Raw genomic sequence first — 14636 nt, forward strand, 5'->3', positions numbered from 1 at the left:
GTGGGGTACCTAGCATGCCCAGAGCAGACGCCCCTCCGGGCGACGGCCACCCTTCCACCGACACGACGAGGTCCGTGCTGTGAAGTTTTCCTTCCGCCCGAACGAGGGCGCCTTCTACGAGCTCTTCACCAGGGCCGCGCAGAACCTGGTGAAGGGCACCGCACTGCTCAACGAGCTGGCCCTGCCCGACGTCGTGGTGCAGTCGGTGAGCGAGCGGCTGACCGAGGTCGAGCACGACAGTGACCAGATCACCCACGAGCTCTACAAAAAGATCAACTCGACCTTCATCACCCCGTTCGACCGGGAGGACATCTACCGTCTGGGCTCGCTGCTCGACGACGTGATGGACCACCTGGAGGCGGTCGGCAACCTGCTCTACCTGTACGGCCTGACCAAGCTCCCCTCGCTGCCCCGCGAGATGCACGAGATGGTCAACGTCCTCGACCAGCAGGCGAAGCTGACCGCCGAGGCGATGCCCCGGCTGAGGTCGATGAAGGACCTCGAGGACTACTGGATCGAGTGCAACCGGCTGGAGAACGACGGCGACCAGGCGTACCGGATGCTGCTGGTCCGCCTCTTCTCCGGCGAGTACGACGCGCTGACCGTGCTGAAGATGAAGGAGGTCGCCGACGAGCTGGAGGCTGCCTGCGACTCCTTCGAGCACGTCGCCAACACCGTCGAGACCATCGCGGTCAAGGAGTCCTGATCCTGTGAGTCCCGAACTCATCGCCGTGCTGGCGGTGATCGCGGTGGCCCTGGCGTTCGACTACACCAATGGCTTCCACGACGCCGCCAACGCGATCGCGACCAGCATCTCCACCCGGGCGCTGACACCCCGGGTGGCCCTGGCCATGGCGGCGGTCGGCAACTTCATCGGCGCGCACTTCGGCGCGGAGGTGGCCAAGACCGTCGGCAGCGGCCTGGTGAAACTACCGACCGGGCAGGCGAGTCTCGGCATCGTCTTCGCCGGCGTGATCGGCGCCATCGTCTGGAACCTGATCACCTGGTACTTCGGTCTGCCGTCGTCCTCGTCGCACGCGCTGATCGGCGGCCTGGTCGGCTCGACCATCGCCGCCTCCGGCACGGTGCTCTGGACCGGCATCGGGGAGAGCGTCATCATCCCGATGGTGCTGTCGCCGATGGTCGGCTTCCTGCTCGGTTACATCGTCATGATCGCCGTGCAGTGGATCTTCCGGAAGGGGCACCCGGGCAAGCTCAACCGGGGCTTCCGCTGGGCGCAGACCGCCTCCGCGGCCGCCATGTCGGTCGGCCACGGCATGCAGGACGCCGCCAAGACCATCGGTATCGTGGTCCTCGCCCTCTACGTGGGTGGCTTCCAGAACGACCCGGAGTTCATCCCGGAGTGGGCGTTCTGGACCTCGGCCGCCGTCCTCGCCGCCGGCACCTACGCCGGTGGCTGGCGGATCATCCGGACCCTCGGTCGCAAGATCATCGACCTGCGACCGCCGGAGGGCTTCGCCGCCGAGACCGTGGCCAGCGGGGTGCTCTACTTCAACGCGCTGGTGCTGGGCGCGCCGATCTCGACCACCCACACGATCACCTCGGCGATCATGGGTGTCGGCGCCACCAAGCGGCTCTCCGCCGTCCGGTGGGGCGTGGCCGGCAACATCATCGGCGCGTGGGTGCTCACCTTCCCGGCCGCCGGCTCGATCGGCGCCCTGATGTACTTCCTGGTGCGTCCGCTGTTCAGCTGACCGGCCACCGCGAAGGCCCCCGCCGACGGCGGGGGCCTTCCGCGTTCCCCTGACCCGCCCGGCGCCGGCGGGCCGTGGCGGCACCCTTCTCCCGACAGCCCGTCGTCAGGCGTAGTGGACGCCGATCCGCTCCCGAATGCCGTCCAGCAGCGCCATCACCTCCAGCGTCGCCGAATGCGGCACCAGCGGGCTCTCGGTCAGCCCCGCGGCCAGGCAGCGCTGCACCTCGGCGGCCTCGTACTGGTAGCCACCGCCGACCAGTTCGTCGGCGAGCGTCTCCGGCTCGGCCCCGACCCGGTGCAGCACCGCCGAGCCGGGGCGGAAGAACGGCTCGGGCAGGTCGATCCGCCCGGCGGTGCCGGTGATCGAGGCGGTCAGCGGGGTAGCGCCGACCATGCCGCAGCTCAGCGTGGCGACCGCGCCCGAGTCGTAGCCGAGGACGATGCCGGTGTTCTCGTCCACGCCCTCGGGGCCCAGCTTGGCCCAGGCGTGCAGGTGCTGCGGCACACCGAGCAGCAGGTGGGCCAGGCTCACCGGGTAGACGCCCAGGTCCAGCAGCGCGCCGCCGCCCAGGGTCCGGGCCCGCATCCGGTGTTCCGGGGGAAACGGCCCGGCCGCGCCGAAGTCCGCCCGTACGCTGGTCACCTCGCCGATCGCCCCCTCGGCGACGAGCTGCGTCAGGCGGAGGATGAGCGGGTTCGTGCGCATCCACATGGCCTCCATCAGGAAGACCCCGCAGGCGCGGGCCGTCTCGACCAGTTCGGTGCTGGTGGGCAGGTCGAGGGTGAACGGCTTCTCCACCAGCACCGCCCGCCCGGCGTCCAGGCAGACCCGGGTCGCCTCGTGGTGGGCGGCGTGCGGGGTGGCCACGTAGATCACGTCGACCTCGTCGTCGGCGGCCAGTTCGGTCCACGAGCCGTACCACCGGGCGGCGCCGTGCCGGGCGGCGAAGCGCTCGGCGCTCTCCGGCGTACGCGAGCCGACCGCGACCAGTTCGGCCCCCGGCACCAGCCGCAGGTCCTCTGCGAAGCGGCCGGCGATGTGCCCGGTGGCCAGGATTCCCCAACGCGTCATGCCGGCACGCTACCCGGGAGCGCGCCCACGCCGGGAGGCTGATCCACCCGTCGGGAACTAGGCTCACGACATGACGATCGACGGCTTTGCCGCCCCGGCCGCGCTGGTCGAGCACGCCCGCCGGTTCCGCGACTCCGGTGGCGTCCCGGCGGTGCCCCGGGTGGCCGCCACCGTGCTGCTGCTCCGCCCGGCCGGGCCCGACTTCGAGGTGTACCTGATCCGCCGGGTCGCCGCGATGACCTTCGGCGGGATGTACGCCTTCCCCGGCGGCGGGGTGGACCGCTCCGACTCCCAGGCGCACCTGGACTGGGCCGGCCCCGAGCCGGCCGGCTGGGGCGACCGCCTCGGCCTCGCCCCGGACGCCGCCCAGGCGGTGGTCTGCGCCGCCGCCCGGGAGGTCTTCGAGGAGGCGGGCGTGCTGCTGGCCGGGCCCGACGCCGCGACGGTGGTGGGCGACGTCAGCGGCGACGACTGGGAGGCTGCCCGGCAGGACCTGGAGGCCCGCCGGACGGGCTTCGCCGACCTGCTCGCCGGCCGGCGGTTGACGCTCCGCTCCGACCTGCTGCTGCCGTGGAGCCGGTGGATCACCCCGGAGTTCGAGCCGCGCCGCTTCGACACGTACTTCTTCGTGACCCTGCTGCCACAGGGGCAGCGGACCCGGGACGTCTCCGGCGAGGCCGACCACACCCTGTGGGTGCGCCCGGCGGACGCCCTGGCCCGGGCGGAGGCCGGCGAGCTGACCATGCTGCCGCCCACCCTGGTCACCCTCGCCCAGGTCGCCGCTGCGGGTGATCTGACGGGCGTGGCCCGCGCGGCCACCACCCGCGACGCCGCCACCCCGATCACCCCCCGCCTCGACCTTGCCGACGACGACGAACCCCGCTTCCTCCTGACCTGACCCCCGGCCCCACTCCCTCGCGATCCTGCAGTTGCGGCCCGGATGAAACGGGCGCAACGCCCCGAACCGGCGGCCGGAAGTGCAAGATCGTGGAGCCGACGACCGTTCCGCTCGGCCTGGCGAACTTCGCCTGGGACTTCCCGTCGGTCCGCACCCTCGCCGAGCGGGACCACGCCAACATCGTCTCGTGGAACACGTACGACCGGGGCAGCCACTTCGCCGCCCACGACGCACCCGACCTGCTGGTGGACGACATCCGCGAGTTCTTCGCCAAGCTCCGCTGAACAAGATCGCGCAGAATCCCGGATCTAGTGGGCTCGACAGCGCGGGATGCCACTACATCCAGGAAGTAGCACACGCGTGGCCCCGGTCGGCGACGACCGGGGCCACGCGCGGACCGGGAACCAGCGGCTCAGCCGAAGCGGCCGGTGATGTAGTCCTCGGTCTTCTTCACGCTCGGGTTGCTGAAGATCTTCTGGGTGTTGTCGTACTCGATGAGCCGGCCCGGGTCGCCGGTCTTCTCGATGGAGAAGAAGGCGGTCCGGTCCGACACCCGGGCGGCCTGCTGCATGTTGTGCGTGACGATGATGATGGTGAACTTGTCCTTGAGCTGGAACATCAGGTCCTCGATGGCCAGCGTGGAGATCGGGTCCAGCGCCGAGCAGGGCTCGTCCATCAGCACCACCTGCGGCTCGACCGCGATGGTCCGGGCGATGCAGAGGCGTTGCTGCTGGCCGCCGGAGAGGCCCGCGCCCGGCTTGCCCAGGCGGTCCTTCACCTCGTCCCAGAGGTTCGCCGAGCGGAGCGCCTTCTCGGCGGCCTCGTCCAGGATCGACTTCTTCCGCACGCCGTTGAGCCGCAGCCCGGCCACCACGTTCTCGAAGATGCTCATGGTGGGGAACGGGTTGGGACGCTGGAACACCATGCCGATCATCCGGCGGACCGCGGTCACGTCGACGTCGCGGTCGTAGATGTCCTGGCCGTCGATGGTCAGGCTGCCCTCGACCCGCGCCCCCGGCAGCACCTCGTGCATCCGGTTGATCGACCGCAGGAAGGTCGACTTGCCGCAGCCGGACGGGCCGATCAGGGCGGTGACCGTCTTCGGCTCGACGGTCAGGTTGATGTTCTCGATCGCCTTGAAACCGCCGTAGTAGGCGGTGACGTCGGCGGCCTCGATGCGCTTGGCCATGGTGGTGGTACCTCCGGGGTTCATCGGCCGAGCCGGTTGCGACGGGCCAGCAACTTCGCCGCGATGGTCAGGACGAGCACGAGGGCGACCAGGGTCAGTGCCGCGGTCCACGCCCGAGCCGGCGCGTACCTGGACGCGTCACCGGCCTGCTGGTAGACGAAGAGGGCCAGCGACGACTGGTTGTTCTCGAACGGGTTGAGGTTGATGGCCGCGCCGCCGCCGGCGACGAGCAGCACCGGGGCGGTCTCGCCGGCGGCCCGCGCGATGGCGAGCATGACGCCGGTGACGATGCCGGGCAGCGCCGTGGGGAGCACGACCCGCAGGATGGTCTTCCACTTCGGCACGCCGAGGGCGTACGCGCCCTCGCGCAGCGGCGCCGGGACGAGACGCAGCATCTCCTCGGTGGAGCGGACCACGGTGGGCAGCATCAGCACGCTGAGTGCCAGCGCGGCGGCGAAGCCGGAGAAGCCCGGCCGCCCGGTCGAGCTGAAGTACGGCGAGACGATCAGCACCCAGAACGCCAGGACGAACAGGCCGGACACGATCGACGGGATGCCGGTCATGACGTCGACGAAGAACCGGATGGCGAAGGCGAACCGGCCGCGGCCGTACTCGACGATGTAGATGGCACAGAGGATGCCGATCGGGACGGTGATCAGCGTGGCGATGCCGACCTGCTCCAGCGTGCCGACGATGGCGTGGTACGCGCCGCCGTTCGGGTCCCGCGCCCCGATGTTGTTCATCGAGGTGCCGAAGAAGTCGGCGTCCAGACGCTCAGCGCCCCGGCTGAGCAGGGTCCACACCACCGAGGCCAGCGGCAACACGGCCAGCACGAACGCGGAGTGGATCAGGGCGCTCCAGGTGCGGTTGCGGGCCGCCCGCTGCCCCTCCACCGCGTTCGCGGCGGCGTACAGCCCACCCAGGTAGAGCAGCCCGCCGACCACCACGACCAGGACCGGGCCGCCGAGGCCGGTTCCGTAGACGATCGCGGCGGCGACCAGCAGCGCGCCCAGCGCGATGGCCGGTGGCATCCACTTCGGCAGCCGCTTGGCCCGGAGCGTGGGTGGCTGCGCCGCCGGGCTCCGACGGTGCGAGGTGAGAGTGCTCATGCGGCCGACTCCGTGAACTCGCGACGCCGGTGGATGATCGCCCGCGCCGTGATGTTGACGATCAGCGTGATGGCGAAGAGAACCAGACCGGAGGCGATCAGTGCGCCCCGACCTGTCTCGTTGGCCTCGCCGAACGCGTTGGCGATGTTGGCGGCGATGGTGTTGCCGCCGTTCTCGATCAGGTTGAACGAGATGTCGAAGGTGATGCCGAGGGTCAGCGCCAGGGCGATGGTCTCGCCGAGCGCCCGGCCCAGGCCGAGCATCACCGCGGCGATGATGCCGGGGCGGCCGTAGGGGAGCACCGCGGTGCGCAGCATCTCCCAGCGGGTGGCGCCCAGTGCGAGGGCGGCCTCCTGGTTGGCGGTCGGGGTCTGGAGGAACACCTCGCGGGAGAGCGAGGTGATGATCGGCAGCACCATGATCGCCAGCACCAGCGCACCGAGCAGGATGGAGGCGCCGTACGGTCCGTTACCGCCGAAGAGGGGGATCCAGCCGAAGTAGGTGTTGAGCCAGATGGACAGGTCGGTCACCGGACCGGAGAAGTAGTCGCGTCCCCAGAGGCCGAAGACCACGCTGGGCACGGCGGCGAGCAGGTCGATCAGAAACCCGAGGCCGGTGCCCAGCCGGCGCGGCGCGTAGTGGGACAGGTAGAGCGCGATGCCCAGCGCCACCGGCACCGCGATCAGCAGGGCCAGCGCGGAGCTGAGCACGGTGCCGAAGGCGAGCGCCCCGATGCCGAACTTCGGCTCGGTGTCGTTCGGCGACCAGCCTTCGAACGTCCAGAAGTTCGCCGTGTTCGCCCGCAGGGCGGGTACGGCCTTGGCGATCAGGAAGATCGCGATCGCCGCGATGACGGCCAGGACGAAGGTTCCGGCTGCCAGGGTGAGGCCGCGGAAGGCGCGCTCGGCGCCGAACCTGCGGGCGGTGGGCAACGCGCCGCCGCCGCCGAGCCCGGCTCCGCCCGGGGTACGGGTGCTGACTGGTGCCTCGGCTACACGCGCCGAGGCACCGGCGGGCCACTCGTGACCATGGGTCACGCGGGTCCCGCCGGTGCCGGCGTCGGCCGAGCGCTGAGGGGTTTCACCCATCTGCTCGCTCGCTTCGGTTGGGGTGGTCAGATGTCCGGTCAGGAGAGGTTCTTGACCGCGGCCTCGACCTTGGTGCGGACCGCGTCCGGCAGCGGGGCGTAGCCCAGCTCGGTCAGCTCCGCCTGGCCGGCGGTGCTGGCCGTGTAGCCGAGGAAGCTCTTGATCAGCGGCAGCTTGTCGGCGGCGATGCCCTTGTTGCAGACGATCTCGTAGGTCACCAGGACGATCGGGTAGGCCCCGGCCTCCTTGGTGTTGTAGTCGATCTTCATCTTGAGGTCGTCGCCCTGGCCCTCGACGGTGGCCCCGGCGATGGTCTTACCGGCGTTCTCGGCGGTCAGCTCGGCGAACTCGCCCGCGCCGTTACCGATCTTGGCGATGCCCAGGCCGGCGTTCTCGGCGAACGACCACTCCATGTAGCCGATGGTGCCGTCCGCGCCCTTGACCCGGCTGGCCACGCCGTCCGAGCCCTTCGCGCCGGTGCCGCCCGGGGCCTTCCACTCCTTGGCCTTACCGAAGGTCCAGTCGGCCTCGGCGGTCTTGGCCAGGAAGTCGGTGAAGTTGTCGGTGGTGCCCGACGAGTCCGACCGGTGGATGGTCTGGATGGTGGTGGCCGGCAGCTTGGCGTCCGGGTTGTCGGCCTTGATCACCGCGTCGTCCCACTTGGTGACCTTGCCGGCGAAGATCTTGGCGAGGGTGGCCGGCTTCAGCTGGAGGTTCTGCACGCCGTTGAGGTTGTAGGCGACGGCCACCGGGCCGATCACCATCGGCAGGTTGATCGCCTGCCCACGGGTGCAACGCGCGTCGGCCTTCGGCTGCTGGTCCTCCTTCAGGGCCGAGTCGGAGCCCGCGAAGTCGGCGGTGCCGGCGATGAACGCCTCGATGCCCGCGCCGGAGCCGGAGGGCTCGTAGTTGATCGTGGTACCGGCGCACTTCTGCTGGTACGCCTTGATCCACTCGGCCATGGCGTTCTTCTGGGCGGAGGAGCCCTGCGCGTTCAGCGTGCCCGTGGCGCAGTCCGCCGCGCTGGCGGAGCCCGACGCGGAGGTGCCGGTCGGCTCGTTGTTGTCCGAGCCGCAAGCACTGAGACCGAGCACCGCAGTAAGAGCGAGGCAGGCGATGGTGCCGTGCCGCTGGAGCTTCACCTGAGGGGTTTCCCTTCACGTCTTTGGTCACGTCACCCGGATGGGGGCCCGGGTGCCGGCGCTGACCGGCTGACACGAAAGTTAGGAGGGCCAGGTGGACGGTTCGCCGGTCACAAGTGAACGGAGGATGAACAAGCCCGATCCCCGGGCTGACCGATGCCTGAGGAGGGGTTGTCTTTTAGGTGAACTGCGGATCGGCTATCCCTGCATATCCGATTTATCCGGACGGCTGTTATCGCGCCGATGCCCCGCCGTGACACGCGCGTGACCGACTGGGTCAGCCCAGGGCGTAGTTGACGTGCCCGCACCAGCGGGCGAATCCGAGCCGTTCGTAGAGCGCCACCGCCTGGGTGTTCGACTCGTCGACGTAGAGCATCACCCGGTCGAGCCCGCGCCCGTCGCGCAGGTGGACCAGGCCGGCGGCGGTCAGCGCCCTGCCCAGCCCGCCGCCGTGCGCGGACGGGTCCACGCCGAGCACGTACACCTCGCCGGTCCGGGCCGCGCCCGGGCGCTCGTGCACCTTCGTCCAGTGGAAGCCGAGCAGCCGGCCGGTGGACTCCTCGACGGCGAGCAGGAAACCGGCCGGGTCGAACCACGGCTCGGCCAGGCGTACCCGCAGGTCGGCCTCGGTCCAGCGGCCCTGCTCGGGGTGGCTGGCGAAGGCCCGGGCGTTCAATGCGAGCCAGGCCGCGTCGTCGGCCCCGGGGCGGTACGCCCGCAGCGTGACGCCCTCGGGCAGCCGTACCTCGGGCAGCGCGCCGGTCAGCGGCCGGCGCAACTGCCAGAGCACCCGGGCGCGGGTGAAGCCGAGGTCGACCGCGAGCGCGGCGGCGGAGGGGTGGTCGCCGTGGGCCCAGGCCCGCAGCGGCCCGGACGCCGCCGCGAGTACGCCCCGGGCCAGCGCCCGCCCGGTGCCCCGCCGCCGGTACGCCGGGTGGACGGCCAGTTCCACCCCGATCCCGGCGGCGGGTTCCGTGGTGTCCAGGTGCGCGTACCCGGTCAGCGTGCCGTCGGCGGCGCGGGCCGTCAGGTGCGCCGCGGCCGCCTCCGGGTCGCGCAGTCGCAGCAGGGTGTGCTCGTCGAACGGGTCGGCGCCGTCGGCGTCACCCGCCAGGCGGGCCAGTGCCAGGGCCTCGGCCACCTCGGCCGGGGCGAGGTAGTCGGCTCGGGCCACCCGGTCGGTCGTCGGTTCCGCGCTGTTCACCCCGTCACCGTAGTCCGATCGGCAGGCGCGGTCAGGTGGTGCCGTCGACCGGCAACGCCTCCAGCTCGAATCTGCTGGCCAGTTCCGGCAGCATGTGGCGCAGCGCGTCGACGGTGCCCTGCCGGTCGCCACCGGCGTCGTGCAGCAGCACGACGGAGCCGGCGGTCGCGGTGCGGGTGACCATGGTGGCGATCCGCAGCGCGCCGGGCGCCTGCCAGTCCGACGGGTCGACGTTCCAGTGCAGCGGCGTCATCCCCAGCTCCTCGGCGACCGACACCACCGGGTACGTCCACGCCCCGCCGGGCTGCCGGTACCAGGCGATGGGGGCGTCGGGCGCGGCCGCCCGGATCGCCTCGTTGGTGCGTAGCAGGTCGGCCCGGATCAGGTCGGGGGAGCGCCGGCCGAGCTGTACGTCGTGCCGCCAGGAGTGGTTGCAGAGGGTGTGCCCGTCGGCCACGATCGCCTGGATCAGGTACGGATGGCTCTGCGCGTTCTCGCCGACCACGCAGAAGGTCGCCCGTACGCCGAACTCGCGCAGCACGTCGAGCACCTGCGGGGTGTAGTCCGGGTGCGGCCCGTCGTCGAAGGTGAGCGCCACCCGGCGGGAGCCGGTGGTCACCCGGCTGCCGAAGAGACCGTCGCCGCCCTCGGTGGCGTGCTGGCGCCCGGCGTCCTGGTCGGCCGCGGCGCCCTCGGGGGAAGGGTCGGCGGACGGGCCGGCGTCGGAGGGGGGCGACTGGGCCGGCTGGTCGGCGTACTGGGTGCCGGCGGCGGTGTTCGTGACGGCACCGGGTCGCGGCTCCTCCGGCACCAGGCCGCGGCCGAGCGTGTACGCGGAGCCGAGCAGGGCGGCCAGCACCAGCACGACGACGGCGGCGGCGGTGCGGCCGCTGGTCCGCGGGCCCATCAGTGCCACCGCCGGCCCGGATCGCGGGACGGACCCCTCGTCGCCCCCGTGGTCAGTGCACGCACCGTCGCCCCTCTCGCCGTGACTCGGCAGTCAGGATAGAACCGACGAGTGGGGCAAAAAGGACGTATTGGAAATAGTCGCCCGAGTGGGTGGAGGTGGGCCTGTCAGACGGGGATCGGGGCGTGCTCCGACTCGGGCAGCGAGCGCGACGGCGGGACCACGAACTTGTAACCCACCTGGCGGACCGTGCCGATCATCGACTCGTACTCGGAGCCGAGCTTCGCCCGCAGTCGCCGGACGTGCACGTCCACCGTCCGGGTGCCGCCGAAGTAGTCGTACCCCCACACCTCGCGGAGCAGCTGGTCGCGGGTGAACACCCGCCCCGGGTGCTGGGCGAGGAACTTCAGCAGCTCGAACTCCTTGTACGTGAGGTCGAGCGGGCGGCCCTTCAGCTTCGCCGCGTACGTGTCGGGGTCGATGGTCAGCTCCCCGGCCCGGATCGATCCGCCGGTGCCGGCGGTGGCGTTGCTCAGTCGGCCGACGGCGAGCCGCAGCCGGGCCTCGACCTCGGCCGGGCCGGCCCCGGCCAGGATGACGTCGTCCACGCCCCAGTCGGCGTTCAGTGCGATCAGGCCCGCCTCGGTCACCACCGCCACCAGCGGCACCCCGAGACCCGTGGCGTGCAGCATCCGGCAGGTGGCCCGGGCCTCGCTCAGCTCGGAGCGGGCGTCGATCAGCACCGCGTCCGGGCTCGGCCCGGCGACCAGGGTGCGGACGTCGCGGGGCGCGGTGCGGACCGAGTGCGGCAGCAGGTCCAACGCCGGCAACACTGCCGATGGTTCACCTGCGCGCGCGGTCACCAGCAACAGGAGCTCCACACGATCACCTCCGTCCGGCGGCGGCAGAGCCGCGCGCGACCAGCGGGCACCCTGACGGGCGTGCGCTGCGAACTTGCGTGGGTCCCGGCGTCGCTGACGGGCGGGTTTACGCGTTGAGCGTAACCGATCGCCCAGGTGGGGCCGGCTCGTCCGTTCCTCTTTGTCGGATCTGCCCATGATCGCGCCGCAGGTTTTAACGTTGCCGAAACCGTGACCTCCGCCGGAGCGGCCTGGTCTGGCACGATCGGGGCGTGTTTCCCTCCACCTCGCCCGAGACCGGCCACGAGCCGTGGGCCGACGACGCGCACCCGGGGCCGGCCGGCTCCGCCCGCGGCCTCCCGCCGGGCCCGCGTACCGGCCCGGCCGACGACGGCAGCCGGCGGGAGCGGGGGCCGCGCCGATTCCGCAAGGGCGGTGAGCCCCGTCGCGCCGAGGACGACACCGTCGAGCCGGACGAGGAGGTCGTCGAGCCGGTCGAGGTGCGCAAGCCGCTCTCGCTGACCGTCGCGGGCTTCGCCGCCCTGCTCGGCGTCGGCCTGGTGCTCGGCGCGCAGACCGCCGGCCCGGGGCACCGCCTGCCGTTCGCGTTCATCGTCTTCGGCGTGCAGCTGCTCTTCGTGCTGGCCTGGACGATGGCCATGCGCCCGCCCGCGCTGCTGCTCGTCGCGCTCGTCAGCGCCGTGGTCGCCGCGGCGGCGGACACCGCCGCGGTGCAGTCCGACGTCGCCGGCCTGGCCCCGCTGGGATACGTGGCCGCGGGGGGCTTCCTGCTCGGCGTGCTCGGCCAGCTCGTCCGCCGGGTCGACCGGGTACGGGTCACCGACTCGCTCGGCACCACGCTGCTGATCGTGGTGGGGGTGGTCGCGTTCGGCACACTGATCACCCTCAGCCGGATCCCGGCCGGCACCCAGGCGATCACCGTCTGCCTGACCGCCAGCGGCGTCGCGCTCACCGTCGCCCGGCTCACCGACGCGGTGGCGCCCTGGCCGCGGCTCGCCCCGCAGGTGCCCCGGGGGGCGGCCGGCGTGGTCGGCGGCGCGATGGTCGGCACCCTGGTCAGCGCCGTCCTCGGCAGCTACCTGGTCACCCCGTTCACGCCCACCCGGGCCGCGATCATCGGGCTGGTCGCGGCGGTCACCGCCGTCCTGGCCGATCTCGCGGTGGGTTACGCCGAGGCGGGCCGGCTGATGGCCGGTGAGCCGCCGACGATGTGGATCGCCCGGCACATGCAGGGCCCGCTCGGTGGCTTCGCGCTGGCCGCGCCGGCCGCGTACGCCATGTGCGTGCTCTTCCTCTGAGTGGACGGTTGAGCGTTCCACCCGTCGGGTACGAAACGGTGCGCCGCGTGGCGACACCGGCAGGAGAGGCGTCGCGCAGCGCGACGGCGACGACAAGGAGGCGGCGTGGCTGAGGCGTACCCGGCGTACGAGGAGCGTCCCCGGCGGCGCGGGCGCAAGGTGCTCGTGACGCTGCTCGTCCTGCTGCTGCTCCTGGCCGGACTGCTGGTGGTGGCCGACCGGGTGGCGGCCGGAGTCGCCGAGCGTGCCATCGCCGACCAGGTCGAGCAGGAGATCGCCAAGCAGCAGGCGCAGTCCGCCCCGCCGCAGGTCGACGTCGGCGGCTTCCCCTTCCTCACCCAGGTGCTGGGCGGCCGGTACGAGCGGATCTCCATCGTCCTCACCGACGTGCGGGGCGCGGTCGGGGGGAACGCGGTGAGCGTGCCCCGGCTCGACGTGGACGCCCGCAACGTCCAGGCATCCCTGGACACGCTCCGTTCCGGCCAGGGCGACGTGGTCGCCGAGACCGTGGACGGTACCGGCACGGTCACCTACGACAGCCTGGCGAAGCTGCTGGACCGTCCCGGGCTGAAGCTCGGTGAGCAGGACGGCAGGCTGGTCGTCACCGCCCCGGTGGACATCCTCGGGCAGAAGCTCACCGTCACCGGCACCGCCGACGTGACCGTCGCCGAGGGCAACAAGGTGGCGTTGCGCTTCAACGACCTGGACGCCGAGGGGCTGCCGGCGGTGCCGCTGGCCCGGACGCTGCTCAGCAACTTCGCCAGGGACATCTCGGTCGACGTGCCCCTGCCCGAGCTGCCGTTCCAGCTCAACGTCCGCAAGGTGGAGCCGCGTCCCGAGGGGCTCACGGTGACCGCCGACGCGAAGGACGTCCCCCTCAACCGGGCCGCCTGAGCGGCGGCGCACGGCCCGGGGTGTCGGCTGGTGAGTCCCGGTCGGCGTCCCGGATGCTGGTCGGTCCGGTGGCACTCTCCGGGACCGCTGGTAGGCTCCCTGCTCATGGGGACGCACCTCACCAAACGGCGCGCGGTCGACCTGTGCCGCGTGGCCACCTGCCTGTGTCGCTCCGTCATCTGACGGCGGGGCTGTCTCCGGCCGCCTAGCGGCCACCGGCACTCAGGGTCCTTCGCACCCTTTCCCGGTTCTCTCCCGTACGCCCGGCAGCGGCGCCGTCGCACGAACCCGTGATCCATTTCTCTGTGGGTCCCGCGCGTGGTGCGACAATCACCGATTTCGATCCCCGCGCTGGCTCACCATCCAACCTCACCAGGGAGTGATCTGATGAGTCGCGACACCGCACTCGTCTCGGCCGAGTGGGCCGAGAAGAACATCGACGCCCCGGGCGTCGTCTTCGTCGAGGTCGACGAGGACACCTCGGCGTACGACACCGGCCACATCGCCGGCGCCGTCAAGCTCGACTGGAAGACCGACCTGCAGGACCCGGTCCGCCGGGACTTCGTGAACAAGACCCAGTTCGAGGCGCTCCTGTCGGAGCGGGGCATCGCCAACGACGACCTCGTCGTCCTCTACGGCGGCAACAACAACTGGTTCGCCGCGTACGCGTACTGGTACTTCAAGCTCTACGGTCACCGCGAGGTCAAGCTGCTCGACGGCGGTCGCAAGAAGTGGGAGCTGGACGCCCGCCCCCTGGTCACCGACAAGGTGGAGCGCCCGCGGACCCGGTACGTCGCGCAGGAGCCGGACACCTCGATCCGCGCCTTCCGTGACGACGTGGTGGCCGCGATCGGCACCAGGAACCTGGTCGACGTGCGCAGCCCCGACGAGTACGCCGGCCGGCTGCTCGCCCCCGCCCACCTGCCGCAGGAGCAGGCGCAGCGCGCCGGCCACGTGCCGACCGCGATCAGCGTGCCGTGGTCCAGGGCGGCCAACGAGGACGGCACCTTCAAGTCCGACGACGAGCTGCGGAAGATCTACGCCGACGCCGGGCTGGACGACAGCAGGGAGACCATCGCGTACTGCCGGATCGGCGAGCGCTCCTCGCACACCTGGTTCGTCCTCCAGGAGCTGCTCGGCCACCGCAACGTGAAGAACTACGACGGATCCTGGACCGAGTACGGCTCGCTGGTCGGCGTGCCGGTGGCGCTCGGCGACGAGCCCGGGGAGGCCTGAT

At 71.6% G+C, this 14636-nt stretch carries 16 protein-coding genes; 8 read left to right on the top strand and 8 right to left on the bottom strand.

Annotated elements, in window-relative coordinates:
• Positions 1-79: 79 nt before the first annotated feature.
• Complete coding sequence (locus tag GA0070560_RS19970) at positions 80-706, top strand: DUF47 domain-containing protein (protein WP_091299987.1); 627 nt, start codon at positions 80-82, stop codon at positions 704-706.
• 4 nt (positions 707-710) lie between these two features.
• Positions 711-1715: an inorganic phosphate transporter gene (locus GA0070560_RS19975; RefSeq protein ID WP_091299991.1), complete on the top strand. Its 1005-nt coding sequence runs from the start codon at positions 711-713 to the stop codon at positions 1713-1715.
• A gap of 105 nt (positions 1716-1820) precedes the next feature.
• On the opposite strand, the gene GA0070560_RS19980 is transcribed toward GA0070560_RS19975, so the two are convergent.
• Positions 1821-2789 carry a Gfo/Idh/MocA family protein gene (locus tag GA0070560_RS19980; protein WP_091299995.1) on the bottom strand — a complete coding sequence of 323 codons (969 nt, stop codon included), beginning with the start codon at positions 2787-2789 and terminating at the stop codon, positions 1821-1823.
• Between the two features lie 70 nt (positions 2790-2859).
• Here GA0070560_RS19980 and GA0070560_RS19985 point away from each other — a divergent pair, with 70 nt between their 5' ends.
• Both GA0070560_RS19985 and GA0070560_RS19990 read left to right on the top strand, forming a co-directional pair.
• Complete coding sequence (locus GA0070560_RS19985; protein ID WP_091300000.1) at positions 2860-3687, top strand: NUDIX hydrolase; 828 nt, start codon at positions 2860-2862, stop codon at positions 3685-3687.
• 89 nt (positions 3688-3776) lie between these two features.
• On the top strand, positions 3777-3971 hold the full coding sequence (locus GA0070560_RS19990) for a hypothetical protein (protein ID WP_245675609.1): 195 nt from the start codon (positions 3777-3779) through the stop codon (positions 3969-3971).
• Positions 3972-4099: 128 nt separating this feature from the next.
• Here the strand turns inward: GA0070560_RS19990 and pstB are convergent, their stop codons facing one another.
• The 7 genes from pstB to GA0070560_RS20025 all read right to left on the bottom strand — a co-directional run bounded on the left by pstB (position 4100) and on the right by GA0070560_RS20025 (position 11207).
• Positions 4100-4876 (bottom strand): phosphate ABC transporter ATP-binding protein PstB, encoded by a 777-nt coding sequence (gene pstB, locus GA0070560_RS19995; RefSeq protein ID WP_088979415.1) that lies wholly within the window; start codon positions 4874-4876, stop codon positions 4100-4102.
• Between the two features lie 20 nt (positions 4877-4896).
• Positions 4897-5985, bottom strand: coding sequence for a phosphate ABC transporter permease PstA (gene pstA / locus GA0070560_RS20000; protein WP_091300003.1), 1089 nt, complete (start codon positions 5983-5985; stop codon positions 4897-4899).
• Positions 5982-7073: a phosphate ABC transporter permease subunit PstC gene (gene pstC / locus GA0070560_RS20005; protein WP_091300006.1), complete on the bottom strand. Its 1092-nt coding sequence runs from the start codon at positions 7071-7073 to the stop codon at positions 5982-5984. Before pstC ends, pstA begins: the two co-directional genes overlap by 4 nt.
• A 38-nt stretch (positions 7074-7111) precedes the next feature.
• Positions 7112-8215 carry a phosphate ABC transporter substrate-binding protein PstS gene (gene pstS, locus GA0070560_RS20010; protein WP_091300009.1) on the bottom strand — a complete coding sequence of 368 codons (1104 nt, stop codon included), beginning with the start codon at positions 8213-8215 and terminating at the stop codon, positions 7112-7114.
• A 277-nt stretch (positions 8216-8492) separates the two neighbouring features.
• Positions 8493-9419 (bottom strand): mycothiol synthase, encoded by a 927-nt coding sequence (gene mshD / locus GA0070560_RS20015; protein WP_091300012.1) that lies wholly within the window; start codon positions 9417-9419, stop codon positions 8493-8495.
• A 31-nt stretch (positions 9420-9450) separates the two neighbouring features.
• Positions 9451-10326, bottom strand: coding sequence for a polysaccharide deacetylase family protein (locus GA0070560_RS20020; RefSeq protein WP_091300148.1), 876 nt, complete (start codon positions 10324-10326; stop codon positions 9451-9453).
• A gap of 167 nt (positions 10327-10493) precedes the next feature.
• The gene (locus tag GA0070560_RS20025) at positions 10494-11207 is read right to left on the bottom strand and encodes a winged helix-turn-helix transcriptional regulator (protein WP_091300016.1); all 714 of its coding nucleotides are present in this window, start codon (positions 11205-11207) and stop codon (positions 10494-10496) included.
• A gap of 251 nt (positions 11208-11458) precedes the next feature.
• Between GA0070560_RS20025 and GA0070560_RS20030 the strand changes: the two genes are divergently transcribed.
• From GA0070560_RS20030 to GA0070560_RS20040, 4 genes are all read left to right on the top strand, one after another.
• Positions 11459-12505, top strand: a complete 1047-nt coding sequence (locus tag GA0070560_RS20030) for a hypothetical protein (RefSeq protein WP_091300019.1) — start codon at positions 11459-11461, stop codon at positions 12503-12505.
• A 105-nt stretch (positions 12506-12610) separates the two neighbouring features.
• Positions 12611-13399 carry an LmeA family phospholipid-binding protein gene (locus GA0070560_RS20035; RefSeq protein ID WP_091300023.1) on the top strand — a complete coding sequence of 263 codons (789 nt, stop codon included), beginning with the start codon at positions 12611-12613 and terminating at the stop codon, positions 13397-13399.
• A gap of 105 nt (positions 13400-13504) precedes the next feature.
• Entirely contained in the window at positions 13505-13582 is a 78-nt protein-coding gene (locus tag GA0070560_RS29935) for an Ms5788A family Cys-rich leader peptide (RefSeq protein WP_323135737.1), read from the top strand.
• A 204-nt stretch (positions 13583-13786) separates the two neighbouring features.
• The gene (locus GA0070560_RS20040) at positions 13787-14635 is read left to right on the top strand and encodes a sulfurtransferase (protein WP_091300026.1); all 849 of its coding nucleotides are present in this window, start codon (positions 13787-13789) and stop codon (positions 14633-14635) included.
• Position 14636 lies beyond the last annotated feature (1 nt).

Origin of the sequence: Micromonospora halophytica (assembly GCF_900090245.1) — a bacterium.
GTDB classification, from domain to species: domain Bacteria; phylum Actinomycetota; class Actinomycetes; order Mycobacteriales; family Micromonosporaceae; genus Micromonospora; species Micromonospora halophytica.

Coding starts and splice junctions, on each gene's coding strand:
- pstA (WP_091300003.1), bottom strand. CDS start 5,985: ATGAGCACTCTCACCTCGCACCGTCGGAGCCCGGCGGCGCAGCCACCC.
- GA0070560_RS29935 (WP_323135737.1), top strand. CDS start 13,505: ATGGGGACGCACCTCACCAAACGGCGCGCGGTCGACCTGTGCCGCGTG.
- pstB (WP_088979415.1), bottom strand. CDS start 4,876: ATGGCCAAGCGCATCGAGGCCGCCGACGTCACCGCCTACTACGGCGGT.
- GA0070560_RS20020 (WP_091300148.1), bottom strand. CDS start 10,326: ATGGGCCCGCGGACCAGCGGCCGCACCGCCGCCGCCGTCGTCGTGCTG.
- GA0070560_RS19985 (WP_091300000.1), top strand. CDS start 2,860: ATGACGATCGACGGCTTTGCCGCCCCGGCCGCGCTGGTCGAGCACGCC.
- GA0070560_RS19980 (WP_091299995.1), bottom strand. CDS start 2,789: ATGACGCGTTGGGGAATCCTGGCCACCGGGCACATCGCCGGCCGCTTC.
- GA0070560_RS20040 (WP_091300026.1), top strand. CDS start 13,787: ATGAGTCGCGACACCGCACTCGTCTCGGCCGAGTGGGCCGAGAAGAAC.
- pstC (WP_091300006.1), bottom strand. CDS start 7,073: ATGGGTGAAACCCCTCAGCGCTCGGCCGACGCCGGCACCGGCGGGACC.